18 protein-coding genes and 2 pseudogenes are annotated in these 24,943 nt (G+C 52.6%); 9 read left to right on the top strand and 11 right to left on the bottom strand.

The annotated features are described in order from the left end of the window. Positions 1-5 precede the first annotated feature (5 nt). From secE to gloA, 4 genes and pseudogenes are all read right to left on the bottom strand, one after another. Complete coding sequence (gene secE, locus SIB64_RS03030; protein ID WP_413441850.1) at positions 6-245, bottom strand: preprotein translocase subunit SecE; 240 nt, start codon at positions 243-245, stop codon at positions 6-8. Between the two features lie 71 nt (positions 246-316). Further along, positions 317-2,437, bottom strand: a pseudogene (locus tag SIB64_RS03025) (ATP-dependent Clp protease ATP-binding subunit); the annotation flags it as partial. A 258-nt stretch (positions 2,438-2,695) separates the two neighbouring features. Further along, positions 2,696-3,094: pseudogene (locus SIB64_RS03020) on the bottom strand (Clp protease N-terminal domain-containing protein); the annotation flags it as partial. A gap of 5 nt (positions 3,095-3,099) precedes the next feature. Further along, entirely contained in the window at positions 3,100-3,498 is a 399-nt protein-coding gene (gene gloA / locus SIB64_RS03015; protein WP_413441849.1) for a lactoylglutathione lyase, read from the bottom strand. Positions 3,499-3,612: 114 nt separating this feature from the next. Between gloA and eno the strand changes: the two genes are divergently transcribed. Continuing rightward, a complete protein-coding gene (eno, locus tag SIB64_RS03010; protein ID WP_413441848.1) occupies positions 3,613-4,905 on the top strand; it encodes a phosphopyruvate hydratase in 1,293 nt (430 codons plus the stop codon). 38 nt (positions 4,906-4,943) lie between these two features. Here the strand turns inward: eno and SIB64_RS03005 are convergent, their stop codons facing one another. From SIB64_RS03005 to SIB64_RS02990, 4 genes are all read right to left on the bottom strand, one after another. Then, positions 4,944-6,623: an ABC1 kinase family protein gene (locus SIB64_RS03005; protein ID WP_413441847.1), complete on the bottom strand. Its 1,680-nt coding sequence runs from the start codon at positions 6,621-6,623 to the stop codon at positions 4,944-4,946. Further along, complete coding sequence (locus SIB64_RS03000) at positions 6,623-6,946, bottom strand: DUF6825 family protein (protein WP_413441846.1); 324 nt, start codon at positions 6,944-6,946, stop codon at positions 6,623-6,625. The genes SIB64_RS03005 and SIB64_RS03000 overlap by 1 nt, the downstream gene beginning before the upstream one ends. Positions 6,947-6,991: 45 nt before the next feature. Further along, complete coding sequence (locus tag SIB64_RS02995) at positions 6,992-7,717, bottom strand: hypothetical protein (RefSeq protein WP_413441845.1); 726 nt, start codon at positions 7,715-7,717, stop codon at positions 6,992-6,994. Between the two features lie 235 nt (positions 7,718-7,952). Then, positions 7,953-8,408 (bottom strand): GNAT family N-acetyltransferase, encoded by a 456-nt coding sequence (locus SIB64_RS02990; protein WP_413441844.1) that lies wholly within the window; start codon positions 8,406-8,408, stop codon positions 7,953-7,955. A gap of 545 nt (positions 8,409-8,953) precedes the next feature. Between SIB64_RS02990 and SIB64_RS02985 the strand changes: the two genes are divergently transcribed. Next, on the top strand, positions 8,954-9,625 hold the full coding sequence (locus tag SIB64_RS02985) for an aquaporin (protein ID WP_413441843.1): 672 nt from the start codon (positions 8,954-8,956) through the stop codon (positions 9,623-9,625). Between the two features lie 263 nt (positions 9,626-9,888). Here the strand turns inward: SIB64_RS02985 and SIB64_RS02980 are convergent, their stop codons facing one another. Together SIB64_RS02980 and argJ are read right to left on the bottom strand one after the other, a co-directional pair. Further along, positions 9,889-11,406, bottom strand: a complete 1,518-nt coding sequence (locus SIB64_RS02980) for a calcium-binding protein (protein ID WP_413441842.1) — start codon at positions 11,404-11,406, stop codon at positions 9,889-9,891. Positions 11,407-11,587: 181 nt separating this feature from the next. Next, positions 11,588-12,835, bottom strand: coding sequence for a bifunctional glutamate N-acetyltransferase/amino-acid acetyltransferase ArgJ (gene argJ / locus SIB64_RS02975; protein WP_413441841.1), 1,248 nt, complete (start codon positions 12,833-12,835; stop codon positions 11,588-11,590). A gap of 31 nt (positions 12,836-12,866) precedes the next feature. Here argJ and coaE point away from each other — a divergent pair, with 31 nt between their 5' ends. From coaE to SIB64_RS02940, 7 genes are all read left to right on the top strand, one after another. After that, the gene (gene coaE, locus SIB64_RS02970; protein WP_413441840.1) at positions 12,867-13,460 is read left to right on the top strand and encodes a dephospho-CoA kinase; all 594 of its coding nucleotides are present in this window, start codon (positions 12,867-12,869) and stop codon (positions 13,458-13,460) included. Between the two features lie 91 nt (positions 13,461-13,551). Continuing rightward, complete coding sequence (gene fumC / locus SIB64_RS02965) at positions 13,552-14,958, top strand: class II fumarate hydratase (RefSeq protein ID WP_413441839.1); 1,407 nt, start codon at positions 13,552-13,554, stop codon at positions 14,956-14,958. Positions 14,959-14,970: 12 nt separating this feature from the next. Beyond that, positions 14,971-15,690 (top strand): iron dicitrate transport regulator FecR, encoded by a 720-nt coding sequence (locus SIB64_RS02960; protein WP_413441838.1) that lies wholly within the window; start codon positions 14,971-14,973, stop codon positions 15,688-15,690. Positions 15,691-15,713: 23 nt separating this feature from the next. Continuing rightward, the gene (locus SIB64_RS02955) at positions 15,714-17,606 is read left to right on the top strand and encodes a CHASE2 domain-containing protein (RefSeq protein WP_413441837.1); all 1,893 of its coding nucleotides are present in this window, start codon (positions 15,714-15,716) and stop codon (positions 17,604-17,606) included. Between the two features lie 1,102 nt (positions 17,607-18,708). Further along, positions 18,709-18,981: a DUF3764 family protein gene (locus SIB64_RS02950; protein ID WP_413441836.1), complete on the top strand. Its 273-nt coding sequence runs from the start codon at positions 18,709-18,711 to the stop codon at positions 18,979-18,981. Between the two features lie 563 nt (positions 18,982-19,544). Further along, positions 19,545-20,660 carry a DUF1254 domain-containing protein gene (locus SIB64_RS02945; RefSeq protein WP_413441835.1) on the top strand — a complete coding sequence of 372 codons (1,116 nt, stop codon included), beginning with the start codon at positions 19,545-19,547 and terminating at the stop codon, positions 20,658-20,660. A gap of 943 nt (positions 20,661-21,603) precedes the next feature. Next, positions 21,604-21,882, top strand: coding sequence for a hypothetical protein (locus tag SIB64_RS02940; RefSeq protein WP_413441834.1), 279 nt, complete (start codon positions 21,604-21,606; stop codon positions 21,880-21,882). 309 nt (positions 21,883-22,191) lie between these two features. Here SIB64_RS02940 and SIB64_RS02935 read toward each other — a convergent pair whose 3' ends face one another. Then, positions 22,192-23,043, bottom strand: coding sequence for a prolyl hydroxylase family protein (locus tag SIB64_RS02935; RefSeq protein WP_413441833.1), 852 nt, complete (start codon positions 23,041-23,043; stop codon positions 22,192-22,194). Positions 23,044-24,943 lie beyond the last annotated feature (1,900 nt).

Raw genomic sequence — 24,943 nt, 5'->3', positions numbered from 1 at the left:
GTGAATCAACGGAACACCTGCGATGCAGCCCATTCAAAGAAACGGCTCACAGCTGCAATCGTGGCCGCCGACAGGCTGACCATGAGGATGACAGCGATGGATTCGCTGAACAGCTGTTGTCGGCTTGGCCAGACCACCAGCTTGAGCTCATCGACTGTTTCAGCCAGAAATCCTCCCTTCCGGGTCGGGACGGCGTCGGAATCCGAGCGGGCTGGTGCGGTGTCCTCAGATGTTGGGCTGGTCACTTGGGCTTGGACCTTGTGCTGACAGCGATGCCAAAAGGCACCATGCCAAACAACCACCTTACTGGATGCCCTTACAAGTCTTCCGGCTCAAAGATCAGCGACCCAGGAGTCTGGCCATCGGTCCGCACCCGCACGCGGCTGATGCCCGTAAAACGCTCCTCCAGCAGCTGGGTGGCCAGGGGGTTTTCCAACTGGCGACGAAGCACCCGTCGCAGCGGACGCGCGCCGTATTCCGGCTCGAATCCCTGCTGCGCAAGTGCCTCAGCGACAGGGTCCTCAACCATCAGCTGCAAGCCCTGCTCAGCCAGAAGGGCCCCGAGATCAGCCAATTGCAAGCGCACAATCCGAACCAGGTCCTCAACCTGCAGAGGCCGGAAACGAATCACCTCATCGATGCGATTGAGAAACTCCGGTCGGAACTGGCTGGCCAGAGCCTCATCCACCAGCTGCTGAAGCTGGCTTTCATCGCTGGAGCCCGAACGTGCATGTTCAAGAATGGCAGGACTGGCGAGGTTGCTTGTCATCACCACCACGGTGTGCCTGAAATCGACGGTGCGTCCCTGGGAGTCGGTCAGCCGTCCGTCATCGAGCACCTGCAGCAGCAGGTTGAACACATCCGGGTGGGCCTTCTCCACCTCATCCAGCAACAGCACCGCATAGGGCCGGCGCCGCACCGCCTCGGTGAGCTGCCCGCCTTCCTCGTACCCGACGTAACCGGGGGGAGCACCGATCAGACGTGCCACAGCGTTGCGCTCCATGAATTCGCTCATGTCGAGCCGCACCAGGGCCTCCTCCTCATCGAAGAGAGAGGAGGCCAGCGCCTTCGCCAGCTCGGTCTTGCCGACCCCTGTCGGACCGAGGAACAGGAACGAGCCCACCGGGCGACGGGGATCCTTCATGCCGGCCCGGGCACGCCGGATCGCCGCGGCCACTGCGGTGACCGCTTCTGCCTGGCCGATCACCCGTTCGCCAAGGTGATCTTCCAACGCCAGCAGCTTGCGGCGCTCCCCCGCTAGCAAACGCTGAACGGGGATACCGGTCCAGCGGGCGACAAGATCGGCGATATCCCCCGCTTCAACCTGTTCACGTAGGAGCGCTTCCCCTGCTGCCTGGGCCTGGGCCTGATCGGCCTCCAGTTCCTCCCGACGCTGCTGGAGGGTATGGAGCTGATCATATTGCAACCGAGCCGCCTCCTCCAGATCGCCAAGCCGCTCAGCCTCAGCGATGGCATGACGGAGGTCTTCATCCTGCTGCAGCAACTGGCCGAGTTCATCGAGCTGGGCCCGTTCCTCCTGCCAACGCCGCCGCAGATCATCGAGGCGGCTGGACACCTCCAGTCTGTTGCGCTGCAGCTGAATCCGTTCCGACTCCGGGGACTGCTCCGCGGCCAGCAAGGCCAGTTCAACCCGACGCAGATCGGCCTCCGCTTCCTCCACCACCTGAGGTTTGGAGGTCACCTCCATCTTCAACTGGGCCGCAGCTTCGTCGATCAGATCAATGGCCTTGTCTGGCAAGCAACGATCGCTGATGTAGCGATCCGCCAGACGATTCGCCGTTTGCAACGCCTCATCGGTAATCGAGACGCCATGGTGCAATTCGTATCGCTCCTTCAAACCACGAAGAATCTCAAGGCTGAGATCCAGATCCGGTTCCCGGATCAGCACCTGTTGAAAGCGACGGTTGAGCGCCGGATCCTTCTCAACGGTGAGGCGATAGTCCTCCGGCGTGGTCGCACCAATGCAGCGGAGATCGCCTCGAGCCAAAGCTGGCTTCAGCAGGCTGCCCGCATCGGTACTGCTCCTGTCACTGCCCACCACGGTGTGCAGCTCATCGATGAACAGAACAACACCTGAATCGGAACCGCTGACCTCCTCCAGCACGGAGCGGAGGCGTTCTTCGAACTGACCTCGAAACTTCGCTCCGGCAATCAAGGCACCGATGTCCAAGGCGATCAGCCTGAGGCCATGCAACGACTCGGGAACTTCACCAGCCACGATCCGCTGGGCCAGCAGTTCGGCGATGGCGGTTTTACCCACACCGGGTGCACCGATCAACACCGGGTTGTTCTTGCTGCGACGGGAGAGCACCTTGATCAGGTTGCGGATCTCGCTGTCGCGGCCGATCACCGGATCCAGGGCACCGGCTTCAGCCGCTTCGGTGAGATCCCGGCCATAGGTGTCGAGCGCCGTCGGCGCCTGATCAGGGGCCTCCAGCTGCGGAGCCGGCTCAATCGTGCCGAGCGGCTCAACGGGTTCTGGCTTCGAGCGGGATGGTGATGAGGGTGATGGTGATGGGAGAGAAGTTGATGGAGGCGATAGTGATGGAGGAGATGGCGTGGGGTAGGGCGTTGCCCTTGGTTCAGGAGCCGACGACGAACGGGGCGTCGGCCGCTGCAGCTCAGCCTCCAACCGATCCGCCGGAAGACCGAAGGTTTCAAAAAGATCTGCACCGACCCGCTGATCGCGGCCGAGGGCAATCAGGAGATGGGGAAGATCAATCAGGCGCGAACCCCAGCGCTGCTGAGCGCGTTCCGCCGACTCCAGCAATTCCTCGAGATCCTCACCGATGAAGAGCTCATCGCCCCGCCCCATCGGTTGATCGGCCAGCACATCCTCCAAGCGATCCAGAAGGGCATCGGCCGGCAGTGAAAGAGCACCAATCCAGCGGCGGTAGGCAGGCTCACTGAACAGCACCTGAATCAGGTGCTCTACATCCAGCTGGCCATGCCGCCAGCGACGCGCCACATCCTGGCTGGCCAGAAGCAAATCCCAGGCCTCATCACTGAAACGATCCGGTTCATGGGTGAGGCTGCCCCTTGGTGGAACCGAACCGCGCGTCGAAGACGACATCGGGATCAGACCTTCGCGCGGGAGGACATCTGAATCAGCTCAACTTTGTAACCATCAGGATCCTCCACAAAGGCGATCACCGTTGCACCGTGCTTCATCGGCCCCGGCTCCCGTACAACACGACCGCCCTTTTCCGTGATGACCGAACAGGTGGCATAGATGTCGTCCACGCCCAGGGCGATGTGTCCATAAGCATCGCCCAAGGTGTAGGCCTCGGTGTCCCAGTTGTGGGTGAGTTCGAGGACGGCTTGATCCTGCTCAGAGCCATATCCGACAAAGGCCAGGGTGAAACGTCCGCCGGGATAGTCCTTACGGCGCAGAAGCTGCATGCCCAGCATCTCCGTGTAGAAGGCCAGCGATCGCTCCAGATCTCCGACTCGGAGCATGGTGTGCAGCAGTCTCATCAGCGGGTCTCCAAGGCAGCTGAACCTGGGCTCATTCTGGCGACGTGCCGTTGGTCACAACACGAGAGCAAGGGGCGACCCATAAGATCCCCGGAATAGACAAACTGTCCCAACGTGATCGATTCCCTCGACCTCGTCATCGACACCATCGTGGCCCGTGAGGTGTTGGACTCCCGCGGCAACCCCACGGTGGAAGCCGAGGTGATGCTTGAGGGAGGCGCCATGGGACGGGCGATCGTGCCGAGCGGGGCCAGCACCGGTGCCCATGAAGCCCATGAACTGCGGGACGGAGGAGCTCGCTACATGGGCAAAGGGGTGAGCCAGGCCGTGACCCATATCGAAGAACGGATTGCTCCGGCACTGTGCGGTCTGTCGGCTCTCGACCAGGCAGCCGTCGATGCCGCGATGCTCGAACTGGACGGCAGCGACAACAAATCGAGCCTGGGGGCCAATGCCATCCTCGCGGTCAGCATGGCCACCGCCCGTGCCGCTGCCAACGGGCTCGGCATCCCTCTTTACCGCTATCTGGGGGGTCCGATGGCCAATCTGCTGCCGGTGCCGCTGATGAATGTGATCAATGGGGGCGCCCATGCCGCCAACAGCCTGGACTTCCAGGAATTCATGCTGGTGCCCCACGGCGCTCCAAGCTTCCGTGAGGCACTTCGCATGGGCACCGAAGTGTTCCACACCCTCAAAGGTCTGCTCAGCGCCAAAGGCATGAGCACCGCCGTCGGCGACGAAGGGGGATTCGCGCCCGATCTGGGCAATGTGGAAGCCGGCGAGATCCTGGTGGAAGCGATTCAAAAAGCTGGATACAAGCCTGGCGAGCAGATCTCCCTGGCCCTGGATGTGGCCAGCACGGAATTCTTCGAGAACGGCCGCTATGCCTTTGATGGCGGGAACTACGACAGCGCGGAGATGGTCACGCAGCTCGCGCAGCTGGTGGAGAAGTTCCCGATCGTCTCGATCGAGGACGGTCTAGCGGAGGACGACTGGGAAGGCTGGAAGCTGCTGACCGAGCGTCTGGGAGGAAAAGTCCAGCTCGTCGGCGACGACCTGTTCGTCACCAACACCAAGCGCCTGCAGCAGGGCATCGACAGCAGTACCGCCAACTCGATCCTGATCAAGGTGAACCAGATCGGTTCGCTCACCGAAACGCTCCAGGCCATCGATCTGGCGGGCCGCTCCGGCTACACGAGTGTGATCAGCCACCGCAGCGGCGAAACGGAAGACACCACCATTGCCGATCTCTCCGTGGCCACCCGGGCTGGTCAGATCAAGACAGGCTCCCTCAGCCGCAGCGAACGGGTGGCCAAATACAACCAGCTGCTGCGCATTGAAGATGAACTGGGCAGCCAGGCCGTCTACGCCGGAGCTGTTGGCCAGGGGCCCCGCGGCAAAGCCTGAACAGATCGAAAGCTGCTCAGTTGCAGTTGCGCTCAACCTCAGCGACTGGATCCAGGCAACTGATCCAGCCTCTGAGCACGTTTCAATTTGAGTTGCATCTGCGTCCAGCCGATCCCGACGGGCACACCCGCCAGCAAGGGCGCGATCGACCACAGCGGTTGAGATCCCGCCCCGAGGATGGCAGCCGATAGTGCCAAGCATCCGAGCAGAACGGATTGACCAATGGACTGCTGAGCCAGGGTCATCCGACGGAACTGACGATCGGATTCACCAAGACGCACCTGCAGCTGCAGATCACCCTGCTCAAGCCGCTCCAGGCTTTCATCCAGACGGCGAGGTAGAGCGGCGGCACGGGTGCCGATCGCACCCACTTGACGGCCAAGCTCATTGAACAAATCGTTCGTGCCAGATCCGCTCGAGGTCATCAGGGGTAAGAGGTAGGGCTTGGCAATCGCGACAAGGCTAAAGGCGGGATCCAGGGCCCGGCCGACTCCCTCAAACGTGGAGAGGGCCCGCATCACAAAAATCAGTTCCACCGGCAGCCGGAACGGTTGTCCATACACGAGGTCGTAGAGATCTCCTGAGAGCTTCTCGATCACGTTGGAGCTGAACGGTGGCGTCAGCGCTTCAAGCAACATCACCCGCACCAGCCGCCGCACAGGGCCCAGATCAATGCCCGTTGTGATCACTCCCGCCGCCTGCATCTCCTCAACGAGAGATGCGGCATCCCTGGCTGCAGCGGCACGCACCATGGAGCCGAGACGGCGTTTGAGGCCGTCACTCAGCAGCCCCATCATTCCAAAGTCGTAATAGATGAGGGCACCATCGCTGGCCACCGCGAGATTGCCTGGGTGAGGATCCGCATGAAAGAACCCGAACCGCACCAACTGTTGGAGGTAGCTGGATGCCCCGATCTCAGCGACCGCACTGGGATCGATGCCCGCCGCGACTAAAGCTTCGCGATCATTGATTTTGATCCCCGGGAGGTAGTCGAGACAGAGGACACGCCGGCTGCTCAGCTCCCAGATGACGCCAGGAACGCGAATGCGTCCGTCATCCAGGAACTGCTGACGGAACCGGGCGGCGTATTGCGCCTCCACACGGAAATCAAGCTCACGCAACAGCACCCGGCGGCACTCCCTCGCCATCGCCGGCCAGTCCCGGCCTCGCCCCCAGCTCGGATGACGCTGCAGCACAGCCGCCACCTGTTGCATCACCTCCAGATCCAACCGGAACAGCTGCTCCAAGCCAGGACGCTGGACTTTCAGCACCACCTGACGGCCACTGCGGAGACTGGCCCGGTGCACCTGAGCCAAAGAAGCAGCACCCAAAGGTTCAGGGTCGAGGTCGACCACCTCGGCGCAGCGCTGACCCAACTCCTCTTCCAGCATTGCCTGAACGCGCTCAAAGCTGAACGCCGGGACGCTGTCCTGCAAGGAGGCCAATTCCGCGACCCACCCCGCCGGCAACACATCGGGGCGAGCAGACAGCAACTGACCGAGCTTGATGAATGCTGATCCGAGCCTGAGCAGCTCATCCGTAAGCCAGCGCGCCCTCACCGTTTGCCGATTCTGGCGTTGTTCAGATGTGGGACCACCGCGGTAGGTCCAGCTCTGAGCGTCCCACCAGAGGAAAGCGAGCAGCGTCAGCACAGTCCGCCAGATTCTGATCACGCGACCGGCGCGACGCAGACGATCTGCTCGTAGGGCGGCCAGCATCAGGATCGACCCTCGAGCTCTCGACTCAGTTCCGCCACCTTGGCGCGCAGACGATCGATGACCTCCTGGGGATTTTCATCCGTGGCTGGCGCGCTCGATTGGTCCTCTTGGGTGCCAACAGTGAAGGAATCAGAGTCGCCGCGTTCGAGGCGATCCGCCTCAGCCATCACTTCCTCCTGAAACAGATCCCACTCCTGCCGGATCCGCTCAGGAGCATCTTGGGCGAAAACGGCCAACTCTGCGAAGGCATCCGCTAACCCGTGCCCCAGACGCGCCCCCAACCGATTGACGGTGGCGCGAATCATTGCTTCCGGGGAACCCATCAGCTTGATATGAACGACTGAAACTGTGGCAGATCCAGACGGCCTTCAGGGTTGGGCTGGAGGAGGAGCAACGGGCTCGAAGACAGCATCAACGGCGGGGGGAGCTGGGGCTGCAGGGAGGGCCAGCGCAGGTTGCGCGACTGGAGCCTCAATCGCAGCGGGTTGAACAACGGGTTCCGCCGGAAGCGGTGCTGGATCAGGCAGAAGCGCGGGTTCGCCCGGCGCGGGTGGAACGTCAACTGGCGGGGCGGGCTGAGCAGCCGGCTGCGGTGGTGTGATTGGAGTGGTCCAATCCGGCTGGTCGGTGGGAAGCAAGGGTGTGGCCGTGGCCTGGAGAGCTTTCTCAGCACGTTCAGCCTCTTCGGCTTTTTTCTTTGCTGCTTCCTCAGCCTCCCGTTCCGGCTGTTTCTCCGCCTCGAATTTGATGAGGTCGACCTGGAAATCAGCAGACGTTCCCCCATCGCGGGCCCTCAGACCATCGAGGGACTGACCGGGAAAAAACACCGGTGCGAACGCCTCGGGAACAGGTTCCTCAGCATTGCTCTGCAATGTCACCACCCGCTGTGTGACGACGTAGCCCAATGCAAAACAACAACCAGCGACTAGGGGGCCGACCCAGAAGCGAGGGCGGCGCGGCTTAGGATCATCCTGGGAACGTGTGGTGTCGTCCAAAAGCCATCCCGTTGCGTTTCTGAAGTTTCGCAGGAAAGTTTCACCGGAGCGACGCCTGTGGGGAACTGATTCAGCTGGGCTCGATTGGGGTGAGCTCAATCTCAGGTCCCGTGGGCGGCACAAACATCATGACTTAGGCAACAACCGGCAAACAATGAGCTACTTGCAGAGAAATTAAGGGCGATCCATGAGACGTCATCTTTCTAAATTACAGCCACTATTTTTATATCTTTGACATCAATTTAGGACTCTTAGATTAAGCACAAGAGAGGCAGAAGTTCTTCCACATACCCTGAATAAGTCTGAAGCATGGAAGCAAGATATGAGACATCCGTTAACGCCGTAACACCATCAACTTTTGAGGATCAGCATCCCGGAAACCCAGCTGTCGATAAAAACCGGCACTGTTGGTCGTCATCAGATAAACACGCTCCACGCCAACAACCGCTGAGGAATGCAGCAATTCCTCCAACACGCGGCGGCCAAGCCCGTGGCCCTGAAGATCACCGGCCACGACAATGTCCCAAAGCACGGCCCGACTGAAACCATCGGACGTTGCTCGGCCAAAACCCACCAAACGCCTTCCACGCCACAAGCTCACAACAGCATCACTGCCGGAAAGCAAGCGTCGTAGCTGCGCGAAGCTACGGCCTCGTGCCCAGAACGCATGGCGATCAAAAAGCCGCTGAAGTTTCAGTAGTGCTCGGGTTGGACCTAACGAGGGGCCCAAACCAAACCAGCGCAATCCCGGGGCTCCTGGAGCGTGATGAACCAACCGGATCGGAGTCATGTTTTGATACGCCGAAATTCTTTAGCCCAAACACATGCATTGCTACGCATTGCTTGCCAAGCAATGAACAAACCAGCCTTTCATTGATGAAAAGAATCAACAGAGAATACAGACTACAAGAGCAATCACCCAACAAAGCGCACTCGCAAAAAATAGATAAATCGCGTCCATCACTGAGGTAACCAGGAAGGAGGTGACTCCCCGAAACGACACCTCTCCTTTATTGAAACAGCAATCCAGCTGGCTCTCGAGAGAAAACTCTCGAGACTTATATCCCCCTAAAAGGAGAGAAGACAAGACAACAATTCGAAATCCATGCTGTCCGACTTGAACACATCCAAAGCACCAACCATTGAACATCGACAATTCATTATTGACCGAAGCATCATCAAAAGCACTGATCATCGTCTAAAAACATCATGAGTTCATAGAACTCAATCACTCTCCAGATACACGAGATATCCAACAACTTACGCAATTATTCTTCAACAGCGTTGCAGTACTGTCAAAAAATGGCACTCTGTCAAAACGTAGGCAGATGAACCATGACCCACTCTTTAGCGCAACGATCTCTTGTGGAAACATTGGCCACAGGATTTCTCGCCTACTCAGCATCACGGGCCGGGAATGCAGACATCAATGCATTGGATCAATGTCTCTTGATTGGCCTTGTATTGGCCTCTCTGATCCACCTCTGTGGACGGGCCTCTGGCGCCCATCTGAATCCTCTTGTTTCGTTCATGCTGAATCGCCAACTCTTTGATTGGCGCAGCAGAATATTCTGGAAAGAAACCATCGCTTACAGCATTGCTCAAATCATTGGAGCCGTGATCGGTTTTCGTCTTGATCCAGCGGGAAACACAACCACCACCTTTCACACCATCTCATTTGTTCCGGAGCTGATTTTTAGTTTCGCCCTCTTTTCTCTGATTTTGATGTGGAGTCGCGAAGGTCGGCTTTGCCCATTCTCGCGTCCACTTTCCGGTGTAGTGATGGGAATGGCCATTGCCGCCATGGTGATGATGGGTGGATTAACGAACTGTGGGCTCTACAACCCAGCCGTTTCACTGGCCTTGATCAGCGAGGGCGCCAGTGGTGTACCTGGGCTGATTCTGGCGCAATGTCTCGCTATGGCAGCGGCTCTACTGATCTGCGCTCGTAATGAGAATCCCACCAGTATTTCCGCAGAGGAATCCAAAACCATGGAGGGAAATTGATTCCAATCAATCGTTCTCAACACTGAAAACATCATATTTGGTCGTGCGATTCGTTTCTCACAAGGCCCCAGCCAACAAGCTCTTGCTAGAGGCAGTTGCAGATAATTTCGAAGAAGTCGAGGTCAATCGATAGGCCCACAAGCAAAGGCTGGATGAGCGCTAGGGACTCCACGCCACACATTCAATATGGATAATGCACACGTCTAGCAACTCTTTAAACCACACACAGTTGATTAACAGCCACTGTAATCCCTTCCAATCCCTCACAACGGTATATCCACAACGATTGCAGCCTCTACATCATCAACCAAGGCATTCTTAAACAAAACACTACCAAGCCCAACGGTTAATTTTACATTTCTGCCTTTTCCAGATATCTTAAGACTATAAGTCTCATCTCGTAGGACAATTTTATCATGATCCAATGGAGAAAAATCCTTCACAACATCTCTCCCGCCCGAAACAATAAATATATCGGCGCCAGATCCTCCAAATATTTTATCTCGGCCAGCACCCCCATTTAAGACATCATCGCCTGCAAGCCCCACCAATTTATCATTGCCGAGCATGCCAAGAATTTGATCATTGCCTGTTGTTCCAATCAATTTATCTTTTTTAGCTGTACCTAAGATCCCATTGAGAAGAGGTGCCTCTGGCAGGCCAACATCCGGTAGGCCTTCGCCTGGAAGATCATCTTCTGGAAGGCCTGCTTCTGGCAAACCAAATGACGTACGCAATGTCGAAGCCGCGTCTCTCATAACCTCAATTTGTTGCTCATTAGCCACAAGCAATGATTGGGGTCCATTCATAAAATCAAGTGTATCGGTATGGTTAGTGTCAAGAATATGACCAAGCTCATGGGCCGCCGTAAAAGTAAGCGACGGCGTTCCCTCCTTGACATAAATTTTCCGTTGTCGCAGCAAGGAATCATCATCATTTGGGTCGATAGTTGGCTTATTCGTCCATTGGCCCATCACGATCTTTTCGCTGGAACTTCCCTTACCAACACCCGCATTTCCCTGCCGAGTGTTGCCAGTGAATGTGAAAAAGTACAGATTTACAGCCTTTTCATCAGGCACCAACTTATTAGCAAAGCTTTGTTGGTCTAGATACAAGTTATCAACAATAATATTATATGCATTCCTGCGCTTGATTCGATCGGCATTTTTAGCAGGAAGATCATTAGCTGGCGGACGCTTGACAGTTCCCAGATAATCCAAGGTCTCCGATACTTCTGGTAATACATTACGCAGGTAAGAGGTCACAGCCTTCTGACCTTTAAGCTCAAAGTTGATGCCAAATTTATTAAAGAATAGGCGGTTTGTCTCTTCAATCACTCTCTTGGCGTCATCTTCTGTCATCCATGCATCAATGTCGCCCCTAGGAATGGGATCTTCACAATCCGGTCTGCACAAAACAGTTTTAGGGATAAGATCTTTTTCCAAAACGTAAACTTGCTGGCCAGTCAGCGATCCTGGCTTTTTATACATTGTGTCCAGATTACGTTTAAAAACAAGACGCTCAATTTCAGCCTGGCTTTCATCGACGTAAACCGCCACAAAGGCCTGCTCTTCTCCCTTGCTCAACTCGTCTAAACCTTTTAGCAAAAACTCATCATCAGTCAGGCTGGGGAAATCTTTGCGAAACAGGTACTTCCCTGAACTGTTGCCGGCCACAGCCGCAAAATCTACAAAATATCCTGGAGCACCTGAATGAGGCACAGGCATATCTCGGACGACAACCACCTTGAGAGGAATTGAAAGCATGGGCGTTGTGGCCATCGTCATTTCACATCAGTCGCTCATATCATTCTATTATCAAGCAAAAAACAACGAGAATTCTCAATAGAATCAACCGATCTTTCGATCGAAGAACCAATAGCATGATTTTAGCCAACCAAGAAAACACCCTGCTCGATCAGAAGAGGAAACCTTGAATCGTCGTCGATCATCATTAATCCCCTTATGTCGTGTAGTCGGCGTTAATGCGCACGTATTGATCTGAAAGATCGCAACCCCAGGCTTTCGCGGAAGCAGAACCATCTCCCACAACAAGACCAATCCTCACGCAGTCGTTCTTCAGATACGTGCCTTGCGCACAGGCTCTCAGTTCAGCGGAGGCTGCCTTGCGATCGAAATCCAGCGGCTGGCCAGCCTGCATCAACTGATGGCTGCCGAGCCACAGCGCTACGTCCCCTAGATCGAAGGAAATGCCAGAACGACCCGCCGCCGCGACGATGCGTCCCCAATTCGGATCACGGCCATGAATCGCAGTTTTCACCAGAGAAGATCCACAAACGGTGCGGGCCATCTTTAACGCCTCCGCCTCATGCCTTGTTCCCCGTACAGAAACTTCGATCAAACAACTGGCTCCCTCACCATCGCGTGCGATCGCGCGGGCCAGATGCTGGGCCACCCGAGTCACGCCGTCTTCCAAGGCTGGCCAATGCTCTTGCTGAAGATCCGGGCCAGCTGCAAACGCCAGGAAACTGTCGTTGGTGCTGGTGTCACCGTCAACGGTGATGGCATTAAATGAACGGTCAACAGCCCTCGACACCATTTGCCTCCAGGCATCCAGCGGGACCCCAGCGTCACAGGTGAGATACCCAAGCATCGTCGCCATATCGGGATGAATCATTCCCGAACCCTTCGCCATACCGCCGATCCGCACAGGGCGTCCGGCAATGGTCCCCTCCAGGGCGATCTGCTTGCTCACCAGATCCGTGGTGAGAATCGCCTCCGCGGCGGCAGGCCCGCCCTCGCCGTCAAGGGCCTGAACCAAGGGATCAATCCCAGCCAGCAGAGCCTCCATCGGAATCGGCACACCGATCACACCCGTTGAACAGATCAAAACCTGAGCAGGATCCACGCCGAGACGCTCGGCTACCGAGTGGGTCGCCCTCAGACTGTCCTGAAGACCATGGGAGCCTGTGCAGGCATTGGCCTGACCGGAGTTCGTCAACACGGCTCGCATCTGGTCGCCGTGGGACTGCAAACGCTGCGCACAGAGATCCACACATGCAGCCCGTACGCAGGATGTGGTGAAGGTGCCAGCACACGCAGCTCCCTCCGGAGCAACCAGAAGAGAGAGATCAGGCCGCCCGGATGCTTTCAGACCTGCGACAACGCCCGCGGCCTGAAATCCTTCCGGCGCAGTGACGCCGCCGTTCAGCTCCGTCCAGGACACCGTCGCTGACTGCACCGCCCACACAGGAAACTAAGGAGCATCCTCCACCCGCACCATGCAGCGCCGTATCGGCCTTACCGGTGGCATAGCCAGTGGGAAAAGCAGCGTGGGGTCGCTCCTGGTGACACGGGGCTGGCCCGTGCTCGATGCAGACCAGTTCGCGCACGAGGCCCTGACGCCAGGATCAACAACCAGCGACGCGGTACTGGCGCATTTCGGGCAGAGCATTCAGGCCGCTGGTGAGCGTGCCTCTATCAATCGCGCCGCCCTAGGAAGGATCGTTTTCTCCGACAGCAATGAACGCCAGTGGCTTGAACAGCTCATCCATCCACTGGTGCGTCATCGATTTGATCAGGAACTGCACAGGCTGAATGCGGCTCCTTTGATCGTGTTGATGGTGCCGCTGCTCTTTGAGGCAAACCTCACAGAGATGTGCAGCGAAATCTGGCTTGTGGACTGTGAGGAAGACCAACAAATAGATCGCCTGATGCGAAGGAGCAACCTGACAGAACAGGAGGCAAAACAACGTCTCAAAGCACAGTGGCCCCTGGCTACAAAACGACAACTGGCAGATCAAATTATTGACAACCGAGGATCGAAAGATAACTTGGCCCGCCAAGTTGCATCCTTAGCAACGTTTGAGCAGTAGGCCAAATCAATCATTGATCAACAAAATCAATCGCCAACCGTTTCAGAGCCAATCGGGCTGGTCGCTAATCTCGCCGCAAAGCGCGTCAGGCATGACAACGCTCTACCGCGAAGAGCATGATTCGATGGGCACAGTGCGTGTACCCATCGACCGACTTTGGGGGGCCCAGACTCAGCGGTCTCTTGAGTTCTTCAGCATTGGCGATGACTTGATGCCAACGGAAATGATCCAGGCCTATGCCATTACAAAAAAGGCAGCTGCGATCACGAACCAGAAGTCTGGACGACTCAAGGAACAACAAAGCAATTTAATCATCCAGGTCTGCGATGAATTATTGGACGGCAAGCATCAAAACGAATTCCCACTGTATGTATGGATGACTGGGAGCGGCACACAATTCAATATGAACGTCAATGAGGTGATCTCCAATCGATGCTGCCAATTATCCGAAGAACCTCTTGGCAGCAAAACACCGGTTCATCCCAATGATCACGTCAACATGTCTCAGTCGACCAATGATAATTTTCCAACGGCAATGCACATCGCAACGGCACTTGGAACGGCGAACATGCTGCTTCCAAATGTTCGAGAACTTCGCGATTCCCTTCATCAAAAAGAGAAGCTTTGGCATGACATCGTCAAGATCGGTCGCACCCACCTGCAGGACGCCACTCCACTGACTCTTGGCCAGGAGCTCTCTGGCTATGTAGGCATGCTGGATGACAACATCAACCGGATCGAAGCCGCTCTGAAAGGGGTGTTCCGGCTCTGTATGGGCGGCACTGCAGTCGGCACTGGGATCAACACCAATCCTTCCTTTGCCAAAGATGTGGCACAGCAAATCGCTGAGCTGACATCCCTTCCCTTCTCGTCAGCAACCAACAAATTCACGCTGCAAGGAGCACATGATGACCTGGCCTGGCTGAGTGCATCGTTGAAGACACTGGCGGGATCGTTAGTGAAGATCGCCAACGACATCCGCTTGCTGTCCTGCGGACCACGCGCCGGCCTGAATGAATTGAAATTACCGGCCAATGAGCCTGGCTCATCGATCATGCCTGGGAAAGTGAATCCCACGCAGTGCGAAGCCCTCACCATGCTCGCAACTCAGGTAATCGCCAATGATCATGCGGTTTCGATGGGCTGCGCAGCCGGCCATCTCGAAATGAATGCTTATAAGCCTTTAATCATTTTCAACATCATGAAATCACTCCGGATGCTGAGTGATGGTTGTCGTAATTTCAGACGTTTTCTTGTTGAAGGATTGGAAGCCAATAAGCCACAAATTCAAACCTATCTCGAACGTTCGTTGATGCTCGTCACCGCATTAAGCCCGGTCATTGGATACGACAAAGCCTCTGAAGTTGCCCACCATGCACTCGAGCACGATCTAACCCTGAAACAAGCAGCTCTGAAGCTGAACTACGTCAGCAGCGAGGAGTTTGATCGGATCGTCGATCCACGCAAAATGATTCATCCTGAAGGGAGCGATGCATGAGCGACTGGAACGATGCCTCCTCTCCAACGCACGTCGTGGTCAACCTGGATCTGCACTGTGTTGCTGATCGGCAGCACGGCAGCCGCCCATGCTGCAGCTGACAAAGCCACCGTTCAGGAGATCCTGGATGGTGATCAGTTGTTCATTGACAGCAAAAAGGCCAAGGTGAAGCAAACGGCCAGCACCCCTCAGGTGATCAGCACAGGGGACAGCCGGGGGCAGTTGCAATTCAGCAGCAATGCGATCGGACGTATCAACCGTCAATCACTGCTCAAACTCGGTAGTAGTTGTTTCCTGCTGAACAAGGGGCAGATCCTGATCTCCGGTCGCCAGGACGGATGCACGCGTTCGAACCGAATGAGCGTTCGAGGAACGAACTACATCCTTGAAGTTGATGGGGACGGCAATGCAGACATTGCGGTTCTGGAGGGGTCTGTCGTGGTGGAAAGCAACGATTCAGAGCAGGCTCCCGTCACGGTGGAGGCTGGTCAACGGCTGAAACTCAGCCCCACGGGGGTTGTGCTGACGGTTCTCAAGTTGGTGGCCGGGGATTACCAATCCATCCTTGGCGGACCGTTGTTCAGCGGATACACCCAAGCTGTGCCTGGGTTTGCACAGTTGGAGAGTTATTTGAAGCTGAATCTTCCAGGGGTCAATCTTCCGATCACCCCATCGGTTCCGATTCCAACGACCCCTTCGGTACCTCCCGTATCGATCCCACGCTTCTTCTGATTTCTCTCAACCGCTGATGCCCCATGGCCCTGCCCAAGGGAAAACGGTTGTTGCCGCTGGGTGGCTGCCTCAGCCTTGCGGTGATCTGCGGCTGGATGAGCGGCTGGCCACCGCCGCTATGGCGGAGCTGGTCGAAACAGATCGCTGATCAGGTGATCCTCTGGGCTGGTCCAACGAAGCCACCGAACAATCTGATCGTTGTTGTGATCGACGACGCCTCACTGCAGCAAGCAGGCTGGTTTCCAGACAAGCCGAGCGCTGACTCCTGGAGTGACGGCTTGGATCGTTGGCCGTGGCCGCGAGCCGCCTATGGCGTGATCAGCGATCGGCTACTGGAGGCAGGAGCACGAGCCGTGGCCATCAATGTGCTTTTTGCGGGCAGCAGTGCACGCGGACCAATAGACGATCAACATTTCGCCTTGTCCCTCAAAAAACACCAACCTCAGGTGGTGCTGGCAGCAGAAATGCTTGAGCCCGAAGACCGACAAGGGGCCGGTGGGTTGATGCTGGAAACCCCCGAACCATCGCTTCTTGAGGCCGTTGGCGGCTTGGCCAACCTCGGCCTCACCAACATGCTCGATGCTGAAGATGGGGCGATCGGCCCGCACCCCGAGGCCTATGTGGAGCTGTTGCTCAAACCCCACGGATTTCAACAGCTGCAATCCCTGCCCACCGCATTGCTCAAGGTGGCTGGCATCGCAACACCCAGCCGGGATGCCCAGCGGTTTCTGCGCCTGTATGGACCGGAGGGGACCATCCAACGCCTCTCGGCATGGGAGATTCTGGATCCGGAACGCTGGAAGGATCATCCCTTCAAAGCACAGGTCGCCGGCAGCGTGATCCTGGTCGGCGCAACGTTGGAAGAAACGAGCAGTAGCCGTCCAACGGCATTTGGCAACCTCTCGGGAGTGGAACTCCTTGCAACTGCGACAGCCAACAGCCTGGATGGCTCAGGCCTGGAACGCTGGCCCTTGGATCCCTTGCAACGCGCCCTGATTGGCAGTTTGTCCCTGCTTCTTGTGGCCGGAATCGCCGTACAACGCCAAAGCCTGTTGTGGCGACTTCTCTGTTGCAGCATCGGATTCATTCTCTTGTTGAGCCTTGGCATATCGGCGTTATTGATGCGTCATCGAGCCCTGCCTCTCCTTCCTCCCGGAACAGGGCTCGTTGCACTTTCCAGCCTGTTCGGCCTGAACGGCTACATCAAGGAGGAACGAGAGCGGCGTCGACTGAGACGCACCTTCGAGCGCTACGTCTCCCCAGTCGTCGTCGAGGAGATCCTCGAAGACAGAGCCAACGTTGAAGACCTGCTGAGTGGACAGACCCGTCCCGTTACGGTTCTGTTCAGTGATCTGCAAGGCTTCACCGCACTGACTCGCCAACGGTCACTGGAGGGACGCAGTGATGAATTGGTGCTGCAACTGAACAGCTACCTAGGTCGCATGGTGGAGGTGATCGATGCCCACGGAGGAACAGTGGATAAATTCATTGGCGACTGCGTGATGGCGGTCTTCGGGTCACCAAGAAGTCGTGGGTTGAAGCAGGAAGCCGAACAGGCGGTGCGCTGTGCGATCGCCATGGTGCAGGCGATGAACGACTTGAACAGCGCGTGGACAGCGGAGAAGATTGCACCGCTGAGCTGTGGCATCGGAATCGCCAGCGGGGAAGCCGTGGTAGGAGAAATCGGAAGCCCTCAGCGCAAGGAATTCACGGTGATCGGCGACACCGTGAACCTTGCCAGTCGGCTGGAAGCACTGACACGGCAACTCCATACGCCAATCCTGATGGATATACACACTGCAGAAGCAACGAAGCAGAACATTCCTTCCTCACTGATTGGAGAACAGGTTGTCAAAGGCATCGAGCAACCTGTAGCCGTCTACAAGCCTTCACCATCAGATAGCTCAAGGGCTTAAATCAAGCCGGCACGCCGATCAATACAGACTCAATCAACAAAATACGGGCCAAAAGAGATTGAAATACAACATTCTTATCCTCTTACGCGCCACTTGCACAAGCAGAACTGGAAAGCCAATCACCAACGACAGCAGCACTTCGCAACAATTTCAGAAGGGAAGTGAATCAGCCGGAGGCACAATAAGGATGTGACCCTAGCAACTCAAAATCAATTACGATCCCTCCAAAGCCCGACGAAAATAAATCATGCGAGAGACGAATCCAAGCATGACTAATCCCAAAATGGAATCGCCTCAGCGCTGTCCTTGCAATAACTCCCTGTAGGCTTTACGGCCAAGCTTCATCTTGAGTTTGTACATTTGCCGATCGTCTGGCAAATCAGCACGATACTGAAGCAGTTCAGGCGAATCGTGATGGTCCTCAACTGTGGAGTACTTCATTCTGATCTTTGAGACATCTACATCAATAAGGCATTCCCCGGACTTCAAACCTGAGCACGGAGTGAGAAGGCAATGAAAAAGCGACAACCATCAAGCCATGGCTCTTACCACGTTGGGCATCACTCGGAAGAATCGTTTGGATGTTGAGAGCGGGTCAGATTCATGAACCTGCTCCCGAGAGACACAACCGTGCTTGATTGGTTCCCGGAAGTGACCAGCTGCAACAGTTGAACCACGGACACGTCAAGCCCGAAGCAAGGCCAGCCTTGATGAGCATGTAACCACATCTACCTAAAATCAAAACCGGAGTATCAGAGCAAGTATTGACTTGAAATGACTTCTATTTCACGATTTTACACTAGTCAACAGCCTCAATATTCTTTCGTTGGCATACACAATTCAAAATCAATCTAGAGAAGCCAGGGGACGACTGCCGAAAGTACAACGCCTTTGGCGACTTCTATTGATTAAGATTGGCATTGTTTAATGAGCCATGGTTCTACATCTGCATCATCCAAATACGAAATGAGAATCTGAACGAAAATGTCACTCGATTGAGATCAATTTCAATCGAGGCATGTTGAGCTCTTAAAGCGCTGTCACAGCGGAGACCAAAAAACCATACTTTTGATGCTAAATAAGGTAAGTTTATTTTGAATTCATGGAAACCACCGTCTGGACCTTCAGTCTTAACGTTCCCTTTGAAGAATGGGCAGCCATTTATGACAGCGAAGATGTACAAAAAATGCATGCAGCGGTTGGCCTCACATCACTCTTCCGCGGGGTAAGCAAAGAGGATCCAAACAAGGTTTGTGCAGTTCACCAAGCCCCGGCAGGAGTCGCTCAAAAAATTTTTGAGGACAACAAGGAGATGATACGCGGTGCAGGACACATCATTGAAAGCACAGTGATCAGCGCCTACTCCGACAGCTGACTCATTACAATGCACTGCACGGAGCAACGATCACGACGAAAACATAGGGTCGTTGCTGCTTAGGTAAAAAGCACCCTCCTTCTACAAGGATATTCGTAAGTACATTATGAAGCTGCAATCGACCTCTAGAAGGCTATTTCTATACACAAGGCATAATGTGTAGCACCTAAAAAAATTCAAATACAAAAAAATCAGTACAAATTTTACACTGTACTACAACAAGATGTCGACACAGCTAAAGCATATATGAGCAGCATGAGGATTGTAAGTTCACAAACTCAGATTCGGGCCTTTATTCCCACAAACAACCCATCATGGCGAAAGAAACTGAGCCATAAGTTGAGCTCATTGAAAGATGAATGGTGGCACAGCCCCAGCTTCTGCAGCATGTATAAGTGCCCAAAAAAGAATGAATCCGTCAAAGAGGCGGAGAAATACATCATCGATCCTCAGGGTGGTATCGGTTCAATCCAAGCCTTGATCGATCATTAGGCTCATATCGTTGATTCTGCTGTCAATCAAGTGAATCTCGCAAAATTCAATCGCTCAAGTATTATCAAACAATGAATCCAGGACAACTGATGCAGAGGACAATCGCATTGGCTTTGTGTGCACTGAGCTGCGGTTTAGCAACTGCTAAGCACCCCACGTTCGCAGGAACCACTGAACAAGCAGCAACATCCTCCTGTCCTAAACCTGCAATCACAACATCTTCCAACGGCATCACTCCTGTATCGACATCCAATTACGCCAAAGCTGAAACAATGGGCATACTAAAAGATTACATCCATAAAATTGCAGCACATTCTTGCAATGATGGTGTTGGGGTTTTTATGCATAAGAAAGACGCGATGGATCCGGATGACCGCACCATACTGCGCGCAAATTTCGATACGCTTTATTCTTTTGCAGTTGTAGACTTATCCACGCCAGCGACTGTTGTCTTACCTGAAGCTGGTAGGTATCAAATTTTAGAAGTCGTTAGTGACGAACATTGGATTCCTTTGGTGACCAACAAACCTGGCAGCTATCAATTATCGAAAGAGAATGTGGGAAGTCGCTATGCTTTTCTAATAATTCGAACACAGGTGAATATGCAAGACAGTGAAGACATGAAGGCAGCAGGTGCTGCGCAAGAAATGGTGCATTTAAAACAAAAAGCAAAAGGCCAATTTGTCGATGATCAACAATTTGACAAAAATGAAATCCTGACATTACGCGCCGAATACAACAAAAGGCGAGAACCCGAGGGAATTACATCTGAAATGATTTTTGGAAAGAAAGGTGAGATCAGCAGTGACATGAGAAACTTTGGTGTTGCAATTGGATGGGGCGGTTTACCAAAACAAGGCGCTGTCTATCCCATGCCAAAAACAGTTAGTTCAACAGATGCTCAAACTCTCACACTTGACAATGTGCCAATGGAAGCTGGTTCATTCTGGTCGGTGACTGTATACGACAACAAGGGATTTGCAGTAGGAGAACACTACAATGTCAATAGTGCTTTTGCCACAAAGAATGAAGACGGCAAATATATCATTAACCTAGGCGGGCCTGATGCACAAGACAATTTCCTGAATATATATCCAGGATGGAATGCGACGATTCGCATTTACTCCCCAACAGAAGATTATTTTAATGGCAACTGGCCCATCCCTCAGTTTCGGCCTAAAAATTAATTACAAAAGTGATTGAATCAGGGCTAAAATTCGAGAACGAAGTGGCCAACAATAACTAAACTAATTTTCATAATAATCTCTCCAAATATGCGATGGAATGGAGCATCTAATCGTTGATCATCCCAAAATTTCTAATCTTAGTCAGACTTTTCTGAAGCCCTTTGCGGGGAACAAATATCGAGGGGCAAACCGCTCAGTATCATCAGAATGAAAGGAGTAAATACAATTTCAACAGCAATCAGGCCAATAGGTTGGTCGCCCCTTTGATCAAGGAGATACAACAAAGTAGAGCAAACAAGCACGTATAAGCCGATCGAAACCAATGAAAAAAAATTTTTCTTCAAAGTAAAGTAGTAATATAGATTAAATTTAAATCCAACATTCGAGAAGTCTGATTTTATGATGCACACAAGGGTATCGCAAGATCGCGACGAATGTTCTTGTCACTCATGCATCAAGTTAGACACCGCTCCCCTTCTTCATCCTCGCAGATACCAACATAGCTGAGCAGAAAATGATTAAAATAAAAGGATACAGATCTCTATGATTGGAAACCAATTCCCAAGCGAAGTGCAAGCTCGCTTGAACTTTAAAAAATTCAACACAATATATTTAGCGAAGAGATTTTATTGCAGTAGCTAGGAAAATAAAAAACACCTAAGAAAACTATGCTTGGCATAATAAATCAATTAGCTCGACCAACCCTTCATGACTCATATGCAGATGGTCAACCCTTCTGTAAAACAATCTGAACAAGACACCATCCGTGCACAACCTCCACAAAACAGAACAGATTGTCAACTTAACTAGGCATCTTAAACTTAAATCATACACTTTTAAAGTGTTAAATTTAAACCGCAGGTTGATTGATTAAGCCGAACATCGCCAATCGAACGAAGCTTCTCCCATTAGACAATTCACCGCTATCGCCTCCGCCATCTCAGTGATCGGCTCGCATCTAGGCGCATTGGCTGAACCCAGTGAAAGCGACGAGCAGGCCTATCGCTACGGCGTTCATCTCGGATGGGCAGGAGCAAGGTGCAACGCATTTGAACAGGATAAATTACCACGATCCTGGTTAATGACAACGTTCACGAGAATTGGAACGGACAGGCAACGCAACGACACTCTCAAGACTGCCATTGATGAAACCATCGAGAACCATCAAGATTTTTCAAAGTGTGCGAAGGCCTTGAGAGAATGGAAGAATGGATTAAATTAGTGCCTCAAATATACACAATTAAACAAGATCTTCTATGCATCAGACCTAAAGGGCATACCGAAACACTGAAACTCTACGAACAAGATCTCTGGTGGGCGTGGGACATAACTCTTGAGCGAACAGCTTCCCAAAAGATGGTGCACTACGTCCAAGTCGGGCTGAGACGATCATCCGCAATGACGCGGCAGCAATTTAATCCACTTGGACATCGAAATATCAAAGCAGAGAAAAACTCATGTTGAACACTAGGCTGAGAAATATGACGCTGAATCCAACAGATTCAGTTCACAAAAAACACATTTGACTTATTTAACCGTTCCGCCCGGCATGGGCCCGAAACCATTTGGTAATCACCCATTTGTGACCAGCCTCAACCGGAAGCGCCTCATGCAATGTAAAGGGGTTCGGAGTTCCATCCGCCTGAAGATTATTCCAGGCCAGTCCTAAACCGGGAACCGGAGTGAAACAACGACCCAGGCGTTTAAAACATGTTTCCCCCCCTTGATCAACAACATTCAAATAAATCATCACTGTCCAGGTTCGTTGACCTCCACTATCTGTATGTTCCTTAAATTCTTTCGTGCCTGGTGCGAACCAATCGGTGTGCTCCTTGAAATATTCACCTGGGTCATACCTCTGGCCCTGGATCGGCTCCGACAGTCGGGGGTCGACACCGAGCAACTCAGCAAAACGCAGATCAAGCTGGGCAGAAAGATCGGCGTGCGTCTGCCGCAAATGACAAGTTCGACTCGTGCGGTAATCCTTGCTGCCCCGGGTGACCGTGGAGGGTTGCAGAGCTCCATTGATCGCTTCGATGACATCTCGACATTCCTGTGGTGATAAAAGGTTGGGGATTTCATACACCTGCGCCAAAGGTGTATCCAAACGCCAGGCCCGAGGCTGATGTACCGCTTGGGTCAACGGAGCTTCAAACCACTGCAGCCAGGGCACGGAAGCCAACTGGACCGGATGACTTCCGTCAGGCGCGGAGACTAGCTGGGGTGACGCCAGCACCAACTCAATGGCAGCGCGTTCATATCCCTGGGCCATCGCACGTTCGATTAACCCTTCACGATCACAACCCCGATCGCGATTGAGAATCAGCCAATCGCGCCAACTATCAGGAATAGATTCAATCAAGTTGAGCGCAGGATCACTCAAGTGAACCTCCTGAACTGTGGCATGGGCTTTTGAAAGTTACTGATATAGAAAAGGGTAGCAATTTTCCCTTCAAACCATAATCCATTGCAATATTATCGCTAGCAAGCCTAGAGCACTAAAACGAAACACTTTTAATACTACTGCTACAAGATAAAAATTCTACATGAATCAACTATCATTTATTCTTGCTCGCGACGAAATAAGATAATTTAGGATTACATCAAACATACCAACACAAGAACATACGATGCATCATCACAAAGTTCTTGAAGCACAAGACCGGACATAGGACATGCGGATGGATCCATGAAATCCTATCAAAATTCCTAGAAATTCCCGGGTGTATGATTAATACCGCCAGAAATATTTTTCATAATTCCGAAAGGTACAACCGAGACGCGAAATATAATACCTACACAATTAAGCTAGTGAATCGAGCGCATAGCAAGAATACTGTGAAAACAAAAAATGATCAAACCAGACAATCTATCAAATCTACTGTACACTCACCATAGGAGGCGCAAGAAATATCTTACTCCTTAATTAATTTAATCAGGCTCTTAACCGTAGACAATGAAAAACCTTTCAATCAGTTTCTACACTGGAACGAAAACAGCAGCCCATTGAGAATTAAATGAATATTTGCCAAGACATTAAAGTTAAATAATTTTTTTGTTGTACCTACGAATTCTAGCTAAGAAGCTTGCCTAATAAAATTAATGACGAGTGAAGGCTTAACAGATGCCATAAAAAACTCAAAAACCTAGCAAGACATTGTTGGCATTGCCAAATTAGATATTTCGAAATTACATTAGATGATTTAAAAAGTGTGTTTTACCAATTCGAAGACGGTGAATTGGATGATCAAGATTGACAAGCATTTTGAGTTTGTGCAATACGATTTAATTTCAATAATTATGCCAAAGCTTTAAAAGCTACTACCAAGGATCTTAGGTCGTCTAGTCCTGAGAGTATGAGTGATGGCGCCAAAAAAATACCATGCAGCCATCAAACCATCCCAGGAATAGCAGCGATAAACTATACTATAAGTACCTAAAGATGTGGATCTCCATGCCGATAGAAAACCGCTACCCATGCTTTTTGCTCAATAAATATATCATTTGTTTCATACCAACAATTAGATAAATGATTTTAAAAATCTATTTTACGATAAAACACGTTGAAATCCAAGAAAATTACCTAATTTTCGAAAATTTCAACGGCAATAACTCCAATCCAACATGAGAGCATTGGGCGAAGTGTTCTAATTTTTCAGATCGAAGTTGCAATAAAGCATACAAATCTTGCGCTCAAATATTCATCTAAATCCTTTAAATTTTGATTTATTTTCTTGCTCAAGATCTGATTTACCAGCTTCATACTGCCTTGCCATCCGTTGTTTTCATCAGCCGATCAACAAAGACACACTGCATCTTCGACTTGCCGCAGCAGAAAGCCTCCACTTCAGCGGGGATAGGCTGAAAAATTACTGCGTTGCTGATGGAGACCGTGATTGTCGTATGGGATGGAACACTAACTGATGGTCAGGGATCGCCATGCCACGAGCTCTGGTGCGACGAAACCGCACCCTCAGGATCTATGAGGCCACCAGTAATCTCGACAATCACATCCAGACCATCGTGACAAGAGCCTCGTCTCCATTTCCATCACTCGCATCATGATCGTAAAACCTAAGTGCAGAATTCAAAATCTATATTTCCAATAAACTCAAAAATATCAACCATATACTTCTTGACAGTTGTCAAATGTTAAAGGAAATATTTTACAATCATTTACCATAGTAAAATTAAATTAATTCAACAAAAAGCAACTACTTATCTTCGCTCTTGGAGTTCATAGCGTTGATGATAGAAAGGAAAAAATAAGAAAGCAATTAGAC

It is taken from the genome of Synechococcus sp. MIT S1220 (assembly GCF_047303025.1).
GTDB lineage: Bacteria > Cyanobacteriota > Cyanobacteriia > PCC-6307 > Cyanobiaceae > Parasynechococcus.
This window is presented reverse-complemented; position numbering and strand designations above follow the sequence as displayed.